Here is a 14,354-nt window from a genome sequence, read left to right as displayed (position 1 = left end):
TGGAGAACAGGTGCTCGTGGCGACGGGCTCGCCGCTGAGCCTGCCTGCCGCCTCAGCCGCGCGCGTTGACCACCGGCACGGTGTCCAGCGTGATGCCGAACGTGTCGCGGTACACCGCCAGCACCTCGGCATCGTCCTTCAGAACGCGCTCCGTCCGTCCACCACCGCCACCGTGATCACCATTCCCGCCGACGGGAGCGGTCGTGGTGATCAGGGTGCGCCCACTGAGCGTGACCCGGCCGGTGTCCGTCACGACCGAGCAGGTCAGCTGCCGCGTGAAGTGCGACGCCGGCGACGTCCGGTGCCACCAGCTCAGCGGCGTGAAGTCGCTCAGCTCGTACGGCCGCTGATCCAGCAGGTACTCCCATCCTCCGTCACCGCGGACCGCCAGGTCGGCCCCGTCGGGCAGCACCTCGAAGACGCCCGCCGGGTCGGCCTGCGGACCGGCGACGTCCATCCGCAACGGGTGCTGGGCGAACCTGCCGAACCCGACGTCCACCAGATACGGCGCATCCAGCTGCACCCGCAGCGCCATGTGATCCAACGGCACCCCGAACCGCTCACCCGTCCACACCCGGCACGAGTGCAACGTCACCTCGTACCCGAGCGACGCCAGCAACGCCGCGAACGCACCGTTGAGCTCGTAGCAGAACCCACCGCGCCGCCGGTCGACGACCTTCGCGACGAGCGCGGCGGACTCCAGCACGATCTCTTCTCCGTGGTGCACGCTCAGGTTCTCGAACGGCACCGCCATCAGGTGCGCCCGCTGCAACACCCGCAGCGCGGCCAGGTCGGCGACGGCTGGCCGTGCCACGCCGATCCTCTGCAGGTAGGAGTCCATCGCGCCAGCCTACGTCGCCGTCACGCCACCCTGATCCGCCACAGCGCGAGCGCGGCGAGCAGGAGCGCCGCCGTCACGTACAGCAGCGACTCCAGCCACTGGAAGCGCCAGTAGCGTTCACCAGGGTGATAGGCGACCTCGACATGCAGGTCCAGGGCGGCGAGGCGCTGCGCCATGACGTCGAACTGCCCCGACAGGCAGCCGTTGTACCGATCGAGCCCGACCGCCTCGCCGTCCGCGGTCAGCAGCCGGCTGTTCGACACGATCCAGGTGTTCGGCACGCTGAGCCCCTCGACGTCCGCATCCTTGCCGAGGAAGCTCAGGTTTCGGATGGCCTCCGCGGACATGACCTGCGACCCGTGCACCGGTGCCGCGAGGTGCGGCCGTGCCACGATCGGCATCGCGATCTGCACCGCCGCGAACAGCAGCGCCGTCAACGCCATCGCCGGCACCGTGCGCCGCAGTAACAGCCCGCACAGCGCACCCAGCACGACGCCGCAGCAGGTGTACGCGACCGGCACCAGGTTGCGCGTGCCGAACATGACCGCGTCGAACCGATCCGCGGCGACCGCGTCGTAGGGACGCGCCGCCCACGTCAACAGCAGGCTGAACACCCCGGTCACCGCCGCCGCCGCGACGCACACCACGCCCAGGCGCACGACCAGCCAACGGCGACGGGTCACACTCTGGTTCCAGACGAGCCGATACGTGCCCGACTCCAATTCCCGGGCGACGAGCGGCGCCCCCCAGAACATGCCGAGCAACGCAGGCGTCACGACCAGCAACGCGTCCACGAGATACAGCCGCCCCTCGAACCGCGACTGAAACTCCCGCAACGCCGATCCACACGCATCCCCGCACCCTGCGACAGCGTCGTGATGCCCGTCGCGGATCTGCACCCCGAGCACGATCAGATACACGGCGAGCACTGCGACCGCACCCCCCGTCACCAGCACGGCTGGAGCATTTCGGGCGGCGGTTGCTCTGGTACGAGCCGCCGCCCCTCCCACGCGTCGGCGACGAGCTCCAGTTCCCGGGGGTGCCGGGCGAGCGGCGGACCGTGGTGGCGGTGCTGCCGCAGCGGGCCGGTGACGAGGACCTGTACTGGGTGCGGCTCGCGGGGCATGACTTCCCGATCAGCTGGGACGCCGTCTGGCAGTACGTGACGGATTGAAGTTGCACCCGTACTGAGAGTTAGTGGCGTCGTGGGTTGGAAAAGGGTACGTGAGACAACGCCGCCAACATTGGAGGTCAATGCCATGCGTGCCGCACTCATCCGGCTCTGTGCCCTGCCCGCCGCCGTCGCGCTCGCCGCCACCGGGGCCGCGGCCCCGGCGTCCGCCGCGGGGGGACGGGTCTCGGCGCAGGACCGGGCGTTCGTCGCGGAGGCCGGGCACGGGGGCGCGTTCGAGGTCGCCGCCGGCCGGATGGCCGCGCAGCAGGCGCACGACAAGGGGGTGCGCGCCTTCGGCAACCGGATGGTCGCGGACCATACGAAGGCGGGCGCGGAGCTGACCGCGCTGGGGAAGGAGCTGGGCCTGGAGGTGCCGGACGCGCCGAGCGAGGAGCAGGACGCGATCCTGACGCTGTTCGGGACGACGACCGGGCCGGTGTTCGACTGCTCGTACGCGCCGGTCGAGTACTTCGACCACGTGGCGGCGATCGGGGCGTTCGAGAAGGAGGCGGACCAGGGGCGCAACGCGAAGCTGAAGACGTTCGCGCGGAAGGCGCTGCCGCTGCTGCGCGAGCACCAGACGATGATCGCCGACACGCTCGCCGACGTCCGGTGTACCGCGCCCGTGCCGCTGCCGACGCCCATCCCGATCCCCGGCGACTGAGGCCCGGATCGGCGGGCGACTGCGGCACGGATTTGAGCGCGGCTGCGGCGCGGATCTGAGTGTGACTGAGGCGGAATCAGAGGCTGAAGTAGGCGCCGGGGGAGACGCCGAACGCCTGCCGGAACGCGGCGATGAACGCGCTCGGCGAGCGGTAGCCGACCCGTCGCGCCACCACCGCGACCGGCGTGCCGGTGGCGAGCAGGGACAGGGCCGCGCGGAGCCGGACGTTGGTGCGCCAGCGGCCGAAGCTCATCCCCGTGCCGTCGGTGAACAGCCGCGCCAGGGTCCGGGCGCTCGCGCCGGCGTGCCGGGCCCAGCCGTCGAGGTCGCGCCCGTCGGAAGGCGGGCGACGACCGCCTCGGCGACCAGGAGCGCCCGCGGGTCGGCGGGCATCGGCACGTCGATCGTCGCGACCCCCGCCGACTGGAGGAGATCCAGCAGCACCGCCTCCGCCCGCCGCCGCGCGGCCTCAGAGGACCGCACAGGCCCAGCGAAAGCGGCATCCGAAGCCGAAGCCGAAGCGGCAGCGGCAGCGGCATCCGAAGGGGTAGCAGGAAGTGGCGGGAACGTCGCGAGGTGCGCGGCCAGCTCCCGCAGCAATGCCGTGACCAGACGGTCGGGGCGTGGAAGCCGCGCGGGGCCCGGTCCACGTAGACGGCCCGGGCCACCGCCGGCCCACCTTCCAGGGCGTGCGGCGTGCCCGCCGGGATCCACAGCGCCCGCGTCGTCGGCAGCACCCAGACCCCGCCGGGCGCGGTGACGCTGACGACACCCTTCGCCGCCCACGTCAGCTGGTGCGTCGCGTGGCGGTGCACGGGGAACCTGGTGCCCGCCGCGAGCTGGAAGTCCCGCGCGACGATCACCGGATGGCCGGAACTCGACATCGGTTGGCAGTGTAGCGGCGGGCGGCCATCGTACCGTCGCAACCATGAACGGCATCCACAACGTCCTGTGCCGCTCCGCCCGCTGGGGCAGGACCGTCGAGCGCCGGTTGCTGCCGTGGGCGCTCAACGGTGTCCCCCTGCACGGCCGGGTGCTGGAGATCGGGCCGGGGTTCGGCGCGACGACCCGCGTCCTGGCGCGTGCCTGTGCGGACCTGACCGCCGTGGAGATCGACCCACGGCACGTGGCGCGGCTGCGGGCGACGTTCGGCAACGTCGTGCGGGGCGACGGGACGGACCTGCCGTTCCCGGACGGCAGCTTCGACACCGTGGTGTGCTTCACGATGCTGCACCACGTGCCGTCGCGCGAGCTGCAGGACCGGCTGTTCGCCGAGGCGTGCCGGGTGCTGACGGCGGGCGGTGTGTTCGCCGGCAGCGACAGCCTCGTGAGCCGTCGCTTCCGGCTGCTGCACCTCGGCGACGTCATGGTGCCCGTCGACCCCGCGACCCTCCCGGAAAGGCTGCGCCGGGCCGGTTTCCCCGACCCGGCCGTCAGCACCGGCGGCCCCTCCCTGCGATTCCGTGCCGCGAAGCACCCATGAATCCAACAGTCAGAGGCGTTGCCACAGGGCCGGCACGTTCGGCGGCTCCCAGCCGGGCTGCGCGGTGTGCCCCTGCAGGCAGCGGTACGCCACCCCGGCGTAGGTGACCTGGGCGCCGGCGGCGTACACCTGACCGGCGGCCCACGTGCCACCAGGGGTCGACGGAGGCGTGGTGGGAGGCGTGGTCGGCGGGGTGGTCGGCACGTCCAGCACGAAGTCGAACGTCGCCTCCCGGCCGCCGCTGACGGACCGGACGGTCATCAGCAGCCGCGGGTCGTAGAGGCTGTCGGTCGAGTTGCGCGGCTCGCCCGGGAAGTACAGCTGCGTGGTGAGGATCGGCTGGCCGGGCGCCTGCACCTTCACGTGGATGTGCCGCGTCCGCCCCGGGTAGAGTCCCGGCACGATCGTGGTGAGGCTGAACGCCCCCTGCCCGTTGGTGTACTGGTGGCCGCGCAGCCGGTATCCCGCGTTGTCGTACGCGCCGGCGTTGTCCGCCTGCCAGAAATCCAACAACGCGTTGGCGACGGGGCTGCACGACGTACCGAAGACGTAGCCGGACACCGTGAGCCGGGTGCCGGGCAGGCCGGTCGCGATCGCGGTCCGCTGCGGCGAGTTGGGCTTGAAGTAGGGGCCTTCCATCTGCGGCGGCGTCTCGTCGTCGCCGTCGTCGCACATCGGCGTCGGTGCCAGGCTCACCTGGTCGGTGTCCCGGGCGAGCGCGGGCACCCCCGCGAGCAGGATCGGCACCGGCGCGGCGACGAGCGCGGCGCGCAGCAGCTGCTTGCGGGTCAGAGCGGGTCCGCCCGGACGGTTCTCGTCCAGGGCGGCGTCGTCGTGCTGGCCTGTCATTGCCGGCTCCTCGGTTCGCTGGTCGGCCCGCTCGTAACGGGCCCGACCGCGACACTAGGCAAGGCAATCGGCACTGGTCGATGGACGTAACACCGCGATCATGGTGCATTTGCAGCAGCGCACATTCTGTAAATGCCTGGACGTGAACCTGCAACAGGCCGGCACCGTCACGCTGCTCGGCCGGGCCGGCGTGCAGAAGCGGCCGCAGCGCAACCAGTCCGCGTACCAGCTGCGGATCAGCGACACGGGTGCCTGGTCGATCGCGAAGAACTCCACCGGCGGCGTCCTGACCACCCTCGCGTCCGGCACCCGCGCCGCGCTGGGCCTCAACACCTGGCACAACCTGAAGCTCGGCTTCAGCGGCAACCAGATCACCGCCACCGCCGACGGCGCCACGCTCGGCACCGTCACCGACCGGTCGTTCGTGTCCGGACAGGTCGGCGTCGGGGTCGTCGGCTACCAGACCGACCAGTTCGACAACCTGAGCGTCACCCGCAACGCCGACGGCAACCTCGGCGGCGTCCTCAAGGGACAGGAGTCCGGCCTCTGTGTCGACGTCCCGGGCGCCGGCACCACCAACGGCACCGCCGTCAACCTGTGGAACTGCAACGGCGGCGCCAACCAGAGCTGGAGCCTGACGCCGTCGCGGCAGCTGCAGGTGTACGGCACCAAGTGCCTCGACGTGAACGGCGGCGGGACCGCGGACGGGACCGTCGTGCAGATCTACGACTGCAACGGCTCCGGCGCGCAGCAGTGGGCCGTGAACGCGGACGGCGGCGTCGTCAACACCGGCTCCGGCAAGTGCCTGGACGCGACCGGTCACGGCACCACCAACGGCACCGGGCTCGTCATCTGGGACTGCAACGGCGGCGCCAACCAGCGGTGGGCGCGCGCCGACGTCGACGGCGTCCTGCGCGGCACGGAGTCCGGCAAGTGCGTCGACGTGCCCGCCATCAGCCAGGCCGACGGCACGCGGCCGGCGCTGTGGGACTGCAACGGCGGCACCAACCAGGCGTGGACGTCGACGGCCACCAACGCGTTGAAGGTCTACGACACGAAGTGCCTGGAGGCCGCCGGCGGCGCCACCGCCGACAACACCCCCGTGCAGATTTGGGACTGCAACGGCACCGCCGGCCAGCAGTGGCAGGTCCGCGGGGACGGCGCGGTCATCAACGTGGGCTCCGGCAAGTGCCTCGACGTAGTCGGCCACGGCACCGCCAACAACACCCAGTTCGTCATCTGGCCCTGCAACGGCGCCGCCAACCAGAAGTTCGCCCGCTCATGAGGAGGACCGCCATGCTCCGCAAGCGCATCACCATCGGGCTCTCGCTCGTCCTCGCCGGCGCCATGACGCTCGTGGCACCGGCCGCCGCACACGCGGAATCCAACGGCGGCGTCGACGTGAACGGCGGCGGCGCGGCCGACGGCACCCTCGTCCAGCTGTGGGAGTGCAACGGCAGCGCCGCGCAGGTGTGGTCGGCGCGCTGAGCACCAAGCGCAACGGCCCGCCCGACGAGGGCGGGCCGTTGCGCTCAAAACCATCAGGCGCCGAGCGCGACGTGGAAGAGCTTCTCGTTGCTGTTGTTCGGGATGCTGTCCTTGTCGCCGGTGGTGCTGGTGGTCAGCCACAGGCCGCCGTCCGGCGCCGGTTCGACGGTGCGGAGCCGGCCGTACGTGCCGTTGAAGTACGCCTGCACGTTCGTCAGCGAGGTGCCGCTGATGACCGCGCGGTACATGCGGGTGCCGCGCTCGCAGGCGATGTACAGCACGTCACGGACGATCGCGATGCCGGAGCAGGAGCCCTCCGCCGTCGGGTACGTGCGCTTCGGCGCGATGAACCCGGCGGTGCCGCACGTGCCGCTGGTGCCCTCGCACGCCGGCCAGCCGTAGTTGCCGCCCTTCTGGATGAGGTTGGTCTCGTCCATGATCGCGTTGCCGAACTCCTGCTCCCACAGCCGTCCCTGCGAGTCGAACGCGAGCCCCTGGGGGTTGCGGTGCCCGTAGCTCCAGACGTAGTTGCCGAACGGGTTGTCCGACGGCACGGTCCCGTCCGGGTTGAGCCGCAGCACCTTGCCGTTGAGGCTGTTGAGGTTCTGCGCGTTGTCGCCGTTCTGCGCGTCGCCGGTGCTGGCGTAGAGCTTGCCGTCGGGGCCGAACCGCAGCCGGCCGCCGTCGTGGAACTTGTTGCGCAGGATGCCGCTGAGCAGGACCTGCTCGCTGCCGGTGTTCAGGGTGCCGTTCTCGTACCTGATCCGCACGATCCGGTTGTCCGACGGCGAGGTGTGCATGATGTACAGCCAGTGGTCGCTCGCGTGGTTCGCCGAGATCGCCAGTCCGAGCAGGCCGCCCTCGCCGTCGGTGTTCTGCACGTTCGGCACCGTGCCGATGCTGTTCTTCGCGCCGGTGGCGGGGTTGAGGTGGACGATGTCGTGCGCGTCGCGCCGGGTGTAGAGGATCGTGCCGTCCGGCAGCGTGACGAGGCCCCACGGGATGTCGGTGTCGGTGCCGATCTGCGTGACGGCGCAGACCGAGCTGCCGCACGCGGCGCCCGTGGTGACGGTGGCGGTGTTGCTGCGCGGCGACGCGTTGCCCTGCGCGTCGCGGGCGACGACCTGGTAGGCGTAGGCCCGGTTGGCGGCCAGGGCGCTGTCGATGAACGTGGTCGCGGGGGTGGTGGTGCCGGTCCCGGTGATCGTGCCGACCTTCGCGTTGTCGCGGTAGACGTCGTACGCGCGGACCTGGATGTTGTCGGTGGCGGCGGTCCACCGCAGGGTCACGGTCGTGCCGGACGCGGACCCGGTGAGCCCGGTCGGCGCGGTCGGCGGCGTGGTGTCGGCCTGGCACTGCGGCGGCGTGATCGGCACCGTGGTGCTGGCCTGCGAGACGTTGCCGGCGGCGTCGCGGGCGTTGACGTACAGGCCCCAGGTGACCCCGGGCACGACTGTGAGGTCGGTGGACAGCGTGGTCACCGACTTCATCAGCTGGCCGTCGTGGAAGACGTCGTAGAACGCGACGCCCACGTTGTCGGTGGACGCGTTCCAGGAGAACGTGACGGCGTCGCAGACGAGGTTGCTGACCCGGGGGTTGCCGGGCACCGTCGGCGGCTGCGAGTCACCGGCCGCGGTCGTCCACCGCTGGTTGCTCTGCCCGTTGCAGGTCCACAGGGCGACCGGCGTGCTGTTGGCGGTGGCGGCGCCGGTCACGTCGAGGCACAGGCCCGACTCGACGCCGGTGATGGTGCCGTTGGTGTTGATCCGCCACTTCTGGTTGGCGCCGCCGTTGCAGGTGTAGATCTGCGCGGTCGCCGGGGCGGTGGTGTCGTGCCCGGCGACGTCCAGGCACTTGGGGGAGTCGTACACCCGCAGCTCCCCGGCGGCCGTGAAGGTCCACGCCTGGTTGGCCTGGCCGTTGCAGTCGTAGATGTTGACGAGGGCCTTGTCCGCCTGCGACTGGCCGACGACGTCGAGGCAGCGGCCGGAGGCGGCGCTGACGACGGTCGAGCCGGTCGCCGCCTCGGCCGGTGCCCGGACCGCGACGATGACGACGGTGATCACGCCCGCGGCGGCGATCCCCGCCGCCAGCAGCCGTTTCGGGATGCGCATCATGCCTCCAATGCATTGATCAGTGCAAAGTGCGACAACTCCGATCGAAGAGCAAAAATAGGCGTGTGTCAACGTTGTCAGTACAGCTCGGGGCAGCATTTAAGGCGTATTTCAGGCCCCCCTCAAGTGGGCCTTCCGTGGACCCGGACGGCCGCCGGCCGATACCGTCGACAGCATGGCCACCTACTCGGGACCCGCGACGCTGATCCTCACCACCGGGGCGCGGGTCGGCGGCATGGCGTCGCTGAACACCAACAACCGCGGCGCGCCCGGCGGCTGGAGCGGCACGTTCCGCCCCAATGAGGTCAGCACGGAGGTGCGCGACGCGACCGGCGGGCAGATCGAGCTGCCGTACGAGCAGGTCGGCACGGTCGCCGTCACCGGCGTTCGGCGCCTCCTGGCGACCCAGGTGCTGATGTCGCTGACCGGCAGCGGCCCCGCCCCGTTCTGATCGGAAGCGGTCAGCCGCCCATCAGGTCGTTGAACCGGGTGGTGAACCCGACCTCGTCGGGGCGCTGCGCGTCGCGACGCTCCGCCGCCCGCCGCACGAGGATCTCGACCTCGTCGGTGGCGAGGACCGCCATGGTCTCGTCCAGGTAGTCCCGCAGCGGCATCGCCCGGGGATCGGTCAGGTTCACGTCCATGAGGTGGGTCTGCGTGTAGGGCGGCGCGATCTCCAGCACCGACACCGGGGTGCCGCGCAGGCGGTACCGCAGCGACAGCGTGTAGGAGTGCAGGGCCGCCTTCGTCGCCGAGTACAGCGTCGAGGAGGCGAGGGGCGCGTAGCCGAGCATCGAGCTGACGTTGACGATGGTCGCCGACGGCAGCGACCGCAGGTGCGTGACGAACGCCGAGTTGAGCCGGATCGGGCCGAGCAGGTTCGTGGCGACGATCGCGGTCAGCGCCGCGTCGTCGATCGGCTCGGCCGGGTCGTCGCCGAACATGATGCCGGCGTTGTTGACCACTACGTTGAGGTCCGGATACGTGGCGATCAGCTGCGGCACGACGACGGCGATCGACGCCGGGTCCGACACGTCGAGCCGCACCCACCGCATGCCGGGGTTGGCGGCGGCGACCTCCTCCAGGGCGGCGACGCGCCGGCCGGCGACGATGACCGTGTTGCCGCGCCGGTGCAGCTCCTCCGCGAGCCCACGGCCGATGCCGCTGCCGCCGCCGGTGATGAGGACGGTGTTGCCGGTGAGCTTCATGCGACTCCGTTCGCGTGCTTGCGCACGTACGCCTCGAAGGTGGTGGGCGGGCGGCCGAGCAGCCAGGTGAGCACGTTGGGGTTGCCGACGAAGTCGTGGCTGCTGTACCGCTCGGTGATGGAGCGCAGCACCCGCAGCTGGTGGGTCACCTCGCGCGGGTCCGCGTCGCCGACCCACACCTTCAGGTAGGTGTCGGCGTCGATCCGGCGCACCTCGACGGGCCGCCCGAGGACCCGGGAGATGATCTCGCCGAGCTCGTGCGCGGTGTACCGGCCGGGCCCGGCCAGCTCATAGGTGGCGCCGTAGTGGCGCGCACCGTCGGCGAGGACGGTGCGCGCCACGTCGGTGACGTCGTCGAGGTCCACCATGGACTGGCGGCGCTCCAGGGACCACGACAGCTCGAACACGCCGCGGGAGAAGACGGGCTTGAGCTTCAGCGGCAGCATGTAGTTGGCCGGCTGGAGGATGGTGAACTCCAGCCCCGAGGACAGCAGGTGCTCCTCGACGTCGCGCTTGATCTCGTGCTGGACGAGGTCGGTGGTGATGGCGTGCAGCACCGAGCTGAAGACGAAGTGCCGCACGCTGGCGGCGCGGGCCGCGTCGACGACGGTGCGGCCCATCTCGCGTTCCCGCGGGTGCAGGGTCGGGCCGATGTGGTAGACCTGCTGCGCGCCGTGCACGGCCCGGGCCGCGACGGCCGGGTCGCTGACGTCGCCGACGACCACGTCCGGCACCCCCATCTGGTGCAGCCGCCGGGCCGACTCGACGCTCCGCACGCACGCGCGGACCGGCAGCTTCGCGTCGAGCAGCTTGGGAATCAGCAGCCGCCCCTGGTTGCCGTTGGCGGCGGTGACCACGATCATGTCGGTGCCTTTCCGTCAGGGGGCGGTCAGCGGACCCGCGTGCCGCCGATCCACACGCCGCGGATGTCGCGGGTCGCGGTGATGTCAGCGGTGGGGTCGCCGCCGACGAGCAGCAGGTCGGCGCGGCGGCCGGGGGCGATCACGCCGCGGTCGGTCAGGCCGAAGGTGTCCGCGGCGGCCGACGTGGCGCCGCGCAGCGCCTCGGCCGGGGTGAGGCCGGCGTCCACCAGCCGCCGCAGCTCCTCGTGGATCGACTCGCCGTAGGGCACCTGGCAGGGCGTCTTGACGTTGTCGTTGCTGTCGGTGCCGACGAGCACCGTCATGCCCGCCTTCCGGAACGTCGACACGGTCGCGGTGGCGTGCTCGTACCGCATCCGCATCCCCGGCATCAGGGTGCCCAGCACCCGCATGATCAGCTTGCCGCCGATGTTGCGCACGACGCCGTCCATCATGGTCAGCGTCGGCACGATGACGACCCGGCGCCGGGCGAGCAGCGCCTCGAACGCGGCGTCCAGCTCGCTGGTCAGCGCCGTGTGCGTGACGATGTCGGCGCCGGCCCGGACGGCGACGGTGAGCGTGTCGGCGCTGACCACGTGCGCGATGGTCAGCAGCCCGGTGGCGTGCGCCGCCTCCACGACAGCGGCGACGGTCTCGGGGCTCAGCGCCTTCGTGCCGGGGATCTTCGGGTCCTCGACCGCGATCTTGATGTAGTCGACGCCCTCGGCGACCCGGTCCGCGACGAACCGGGTCGCGTCCTGCGGCCCCGTCACGGTGCTGGACGGCCCGAACCCCATGTGCTTCACGAAGTGCGAGCCGGGCGCGTTGGCGAGGTTGCCGGCGATGCGGACGTCCGGCAGGCCCGGCAGGCCCTTGAGCCTGCCGGGGATGCCCGCGTCCCAGCACCCCATGTCGAGCGCGGTGGTGACGCCCCACCGGGCGGCCGCCTCCAGGTGCGCGACCTCGGTGACGTGGACGTGCGTGTCGATGAGCCCGGGCAGCAGCGCGGCTCCCCGGGCGTCGATCGTTTCCGTGGCCGCCGTGCCCGGTGGTGCGATGAGACCGTTCGCGATCACGACCGTGGCGGGGTCCCCCAGGCGTGACCCGTCGAACACCCGGGCGTTCAGCAGAGCAGTGCTCAACTGGGGTCCTTGGCCACGCTGACCTCCAGGGCGAACGCGAGCTGGCTCAGCTGCAGGGCCGCGCCGGCGTTGTGGAAGTCGACGCAGTGCCCGGCGTTGCGCACGAGGCGCCCGTCGACGACCGGTGCGGACGTGAACGACGCGGCGTAGTCGGCGGCCTGGGCGGCGTCGGTGATCCACAGCGCGTCGAACTCGCCCTGCCGGGCGTGCACGGGCACGGTGACCTGGGCGTTGACCTCGCGTACCCGGGAGATCCAGCCGTTGTTGATGTCGATCAGCTCGGCCCGCGGCACGGACGTGTCGGAGCTGTGGCTCAGCTCGGGCATCGTCGTGTCGTGCGTCCAGGCCGGGCCGAACATGACGCTGTCCTTCATCGGGCCGGGCAGGTCGATCATCAGGATGTCGGGCAGCGCGTCGAACGCCATCCGCGGGCCGTCGGGCACCTGCAGCAGGCAGCCGGAGACCGCGATACCGAGCAGCGGCCAGCTCGGCTGCCCGGCGGCGATGGCGGTGGTGACGGCGCCGCCGATGGAGTGGCCGATGACGAACACGCCGGCGTGGCCCTCGCCGTGCCGCTGCCACAGCTCGCCGATGACCCGGTCGAGGGCCTTCGCGTTGGCGAGGATGATCGACTCGCCGGGCTCCACGTGGGTGCTGCCGAGGTAGCCCGGGCGGTCGAGGGCGATGACCGGGATCCCGAGCGCGGCGGCCCGCTCCAGCAGCGAGTAGCCGGGGATGTCGAAGTACTCGGAGGTGTACGTGCCGCCGTGGATCGCGATGATGAGCGGCACCTGCGCGGCCGCGGCCGGCGTCTGCGGGGTGTTCCGGCGGCCCGTGACCGTCAGGCCGTCGGCGCCGGTGTGGGTGAAGGGAGTGGCGGTGGGTGTCATGGTTGGTGTCTCCATTCTCCGCGGATCGCCTCGTCGACGATCCGCTCGGCCTCGGCCTCGGCGTCCGGGACCGGACGGCCGATCCATGCGATGTGCTGGTCGGGGCGCACCAGCACCAGTCGTCCGCTGAAGAACGCGTCCAGTCCGAGCGAGGGGTCGTCGAGCACGGCCAGGGGGATGCCGTGCCGCTCGGCGTGGCGGATGAACGCGGCGGCGTGCCAGGCCGGGCCGATGATGGTGAGCTCGGGCCCGAGCCGGTCGAACAGGGACTGCCCGTCGGGCAGCCAGGTGTGGGGGAGCCGGTTGCCCGGGGCGGCCACCGGCAGGTAGTCGGATCCGTTGGTGGTCTGCACGTCGGCGTACTCGGTGTAGCCGACGCCGAGCACCAGGCCGTCGCTGTGGAACTCGGTGCGCTTCGCCGCCTGGATGACCGCGGCGGCCTCCTCGGTGGCGCCACCGCTGGTCAGGCCGGCCGCGGCGGAGAGGACCGCCGGCCCGCTCTTGCCGTTCTCCGCGGCGGCCGCGACGAACCGCTGCGCGACCGGGCGGCGCTCGGCCTCGTAGCTGTCCAGGAGCGCCTCCGGCGCCCACTCGTTGATGACGGCGGCGAGCTTCCAGCCGAGGTTGACCGCGTCGCCGATGCCGGTGTTGTACCCGTGGCCGCCCCACGGCGGGTTCTGGTGCGCGGCGTCGCCGGCGACGAACAGCCGCCCGCGGCGGAACCTGTCGGCGATCAGCGTCCGTGCCCACCACGGGTCGGTCGCGATCACCTTGATCGGCAGCTCCCGGCCGAGCAGCCGGTGCACGAGCGCGGTGGCGTCGACCTCGCCGGTGTGGTCGTCGTCCTCGTCCTCGTCCGGGCGGACCGTGGCGATCGCCCACCAGGTGCCGTCGAGGTCGAGGCGGCCGACGAGCCCGGGTGCGGCGGGGTCGAGCACCCAGTACTGGACGGCGTTGCCGTGCGGGATCAGGTCGCCGAGCTCGGCGCACTCGAACGTGATGCTGACGTTCGGGCGGGGGAGGCTGGACCCCTCGTACACCGCGCCCATCGCGGTGCGGACGGCGCTGCGCGGCCCGTCGGCGCCGACGACGTAGTCGGCCTCGACGGTCGACGTGGTGCCGTCCGCGTCATCGAGCGTCACCACCACCGTGCTGCCGCGCTCGTCGAACGCGACGGCCCGCCGGCCGAGCAGGAGCGTCGCGTGGCTCTCCGGGCGGCCGAGGGCGTCGCGCATCGCCTGCTCGACGATCGGCTGCGCCACCTGCTGGCCCGGCTCGGCGGCGACGTCGGTGCCGGCGAGGGCGAGCCCGAGCGTGCCGGTCAGCCGGGTCACCTCGCGGCCGGTGACCGACATGCAGAAGACGATGTCCTTGGACCACTCGACGTGCAGCGGGGCGCGCTGCCGGACGGTGCCGGCGAGGCCCCACCGGCGGAACAGCTCCATCGTGCGCGCCGACGTCGTCTTCGCGCGGGGGCGCAGGTAGGAGACGTGTTCCCGCGGCTCGACGACCACCGACGCGACGCCGTGATGGTCCAGCTCCATCGCCGTGGCCAGCCCGACCGGCCCGCCGCCGACGACCAGCACGCTGGTCCTCAGGTCCGCGCTCATGCCGTCACCTCCGCTGCGCTCCGGCGCCGGC

The 14,354-nt window shown here is 71.8% G+C and carries 17 protein-coding genes and 1 pseudogene; 6 read left to right on the top strand and 12 right to left on the bottom strand.

All coding sequences use genetic code 11. The features are described from left to right. Positions 1-52: 52 nt before the first annotated feature. Positions 53-841 (bottom strand): arylamine N-acetyltransferase family protein, encoded by a 789-nt coding sequence (locus ACQEVZ_RS09365; RefSeq protein WP_433364064.1) that lies wholly within the window; start codon positions 839-841, stop codon positions 53-55. Between the two features lie 20 nt (positions 842-861). Further along, complete coding sequence (locus ACQEVZ_RS09360; protein ID WP_433364061.1) at positions 862-1,797, bottom strand: ABC transporter permease subunit; 936 nt, start codon at positions 1,795-1,797, stop codon at positions 862-864. 23 nt (positions 1,798-1,820) lie between these two features. On the opposite strand from ACQEVZ_RS09360, the gene ACQEVZ_RS09355 reads away from it, so the two are divergent. Further along, positions 1,821-2,015 carry a hypothetical protein gene (locus tag ACQEVZ_RS09355; RefSeq protein ID WP_433364058.1) on the top strand — a complete coding sequence of 65 codons (195 nt, stop codon included), beginning with the start codon at positions 1,821-1,823 and terminating at the stop codon, positions 2,013-2,015. A gap of 85 nt (positions 2,016-2,100) precedes the next feature. Next, entirely contained in the window at positions 2,101-2,679 is a 579-nt protein-coding gene (locus ACQEVZ_RS09350) for a DUF4142 domain-containing protein (RefSeq protein WP_344510529.1), read from the top strand. A gap of 76 nt (positions 2,680-2,755) precedes the next feature. Here ACQEVZ_RS09350 and ACQEVZ_RS09345 read toward each other — a convergent pair whose 3' ends face one another. The 3 genes and pseudogenes from ACQEVZ_RS09345 to ACQEVZ_RS09335 all read right to left on the bottom strand — a co-directional run. After that, positions 2,756-2,953 (bottom strand): helix-turn-helix transcriptional regulator, encoded by a 198-nt coding sequence (locus ACQEVZ_RS09345; RefSeq protein ID WP_433376698.1) that lies wholly within the window; start codon positions 2,951-2,953, stop codon positions 2,756-2,758. Then, positions 2,929-3,162: a hypothetical protein gene (locus ACQEVZ_RS09340; RefSeq protein ID WP_433364055.1), complete on the bottom strand. Its 234-nt coding sequence runs from the start codon at positions 3,160-3,162 to the stop codon at positions 2,929-2,931. Before ACQEVZ_RS09340 ends, ACQEVZ_RS09345 begins: the two co-directional genes overlap by 25 nt. A 209-nt stretch (positions 3,163-3,371) precedes the next feature. Further along, a pseudogene (locus ACQEVZ_RS09335) lies at positions 3,372-3,563 on the bottom strand (AraC family transcriptional regulator); the annotation flags it as partial. A 44-nt stretch (positions 3,564-3,607) separates the two neighbouring features. Here ACQEVZ_RS09335 and ACQEVZ_RS09330 point away from each other — a divergent pair. Further along, the gene (locus tag ACQEVZ_RS09330) at positions 3,608-4,162 is read left to right on the top strand and encodes a class I SAM-dependent methyltransferase (protein WP_433364052.1); all 555 of its coding nucleotides are present in this window, start codon (positions 3,608-3,610) and stop codon (positions 4,160-4,162) included. A 9-nt stretch (positions 4,163-4,171) separates the two neighbouring features. Here ACQEVZ_RS09330 and ACQEVZ_RS09325 read toward each other — a convergent pair whose 3' ends face one another. After that, positions 4,172-5,011, bottom strand: coding sequence for a carbohydrate-binding protein (locus ACQEVZ_RS09325; protein WP_433364049.1), 840 nt, complete (start codon positions 5,009-5,011; stop codon positions 4,172-4,174). Positions 5,012-5,153: 142 nt separating this feature from the next. On the opposite strand from ACQEVZ_RS09325, the gene ACQEVZ_RS09320 reads away from it, so the two are divergent. Then, positions 5,154-6,296: an RICIN domain-containing protein gene (locus tag ACQEVZ_RS09320; protein ID WP_433364046.1), complete on the top strand. Its 1,143-nt coding sequence runs from the start codon at positions 5,154-5,156 to the stop codon at positions 6,294-6,296. A gap of 11 nt (positions 6,297-6,307) precedes the next feature. Next, entirely contained in the window at positions 6,308-6,499 is a 192-nt protein-coding gene (locus ACQEVZ_RS09315; protein ID WP_433364043.1) for a hypothetical protein, read from the top strand. 53 nt (positions 6,500-6,552) lie between these two features. On the opposite strand, the gene ACQEVZ_RS09310 is transcribed toward ACQEVZ_RS09315, so the two are convergent. Then, a complete protein-coding gene (locus ACQEVZ_RS09310) occupies positions 6,553-8,616 on the bottom strand; it encodes a PQQ-dependent sugar dehydrogenase (protein ID WP_433364040.1) in 2,064 nt (687 codons plus the stop codon). 172 nt (positions 8,617-8,788) lie between these two features. Here ACQEVZ_RS09310 and ACQEVZ_RS09305 point away from each other — a divergent pair, with 172 nt between their 5' ends. Then, the gene (locus ACQEVZ_RS09305; protein ID WP_433364037.1) at positions 8,789-9,064 is read left to right on the top strand and encodes a hypothetical protein; all 276 of its coding nucleotides are present in this window, start codon (positions 8,789-8,791) and stop codon (positions 9,062-9,064) included. 10 nt (positions 9,065-9,074) lie between these two features. On the opposite strand, the gene ACQEVZ_RS09300 is transcribed toward ACQEVZ_RS09305, so the two are convergent. From ACQEVZ_RS09300 to ACQEVZ_RS09280, 5 genes are read right to left on the bottom strand one after another with little or no spacing between them, the layout of a single operon-like run. Beyond that, positions 9,075-9,821 carry an SDR family oxidoreductase gene (locus ACQEVZ_RS09300; protein WP_433364034.1) on the bottom strand — a complete coding sequence of 249 codons (747 nt, stop codon included), beginning with the start codon at positions 9,819-9,821 and terminating at the stop codon, positions 9,075-9,077. Further along, positions 9,818-10,684, bottom strand: a complete 867-nt coding sequence (locus tag ACQEVZ_RS09295; protein WP_433364031.1) for an SDR family oxidoreductase — start codon at positions 10,682-10,684, stop codon at positions 9,818-9,820. Before ACQEVZ_RS09295 ends, ACQEVZ_RS09300 begins: the two co-directional genes overlap by 4 nt. A 26-nt stretch (positions 10,685-10,710) precedes the next feature. Then, positions 10,711-11,823, bottom strand: a complete 1,113-nt coding sequence (locus ACQEVZ_RS09290) for an amidohydrolase family protein (RefSeq protein WP_433364028.1) — start codon at positions 11,821-11,823, stop codon at positions 10,711-10,713. Next, the gene (locus tag ACQEVZ_RS09285) at positions 11,820-12,713 is read right to left on the bottom strand and encodes an alpha/beta hydrolase (RefSeq protein WP_433364025.1); all 894 of its coding nucleotides are present in this window, start codon (positions 12,711-12,713) and stop codon (positions 11,820-11,822) included. Before ACQEVZ_RS09285 ends, ACQEVZ_RS09290 begins: the two co-directional genes overlap by 4 nt. Continuing rightward, positions 12,710-14,323, bottom strand: a complete 1,614-nt coding sequence (locus ACQEVZ_RS09280) for an FAD-dependent monooxygenase (protein WP_433364022.1) — start codon at positions 14,321-14,323, stop codon at positions 12,710-12,712. Before ACQEVZ_RS09280 ends, ACQEVZ_RS09285 begins: the two co-directional genes overlap by 4 nt. Between the last annotated feature and the right edge of the window lie 31 nt (positions 14,324-14,354).

Source organism: Dactylosporangium sp. CA-152071 (assembly GCF_050936335.1).
Classification (GTDB): domain Bacteria; phylum Actinomycetota; class Actinomycetes; order Mycobacteriales; family Micromonosporaceae; genus Dactylosporangium; species Dactylosporangium maewongense.
Note: the sequence above shows the minus strand (reverse complement) of the source record. Positions and strands in the feature narration are given on the sequence as shown.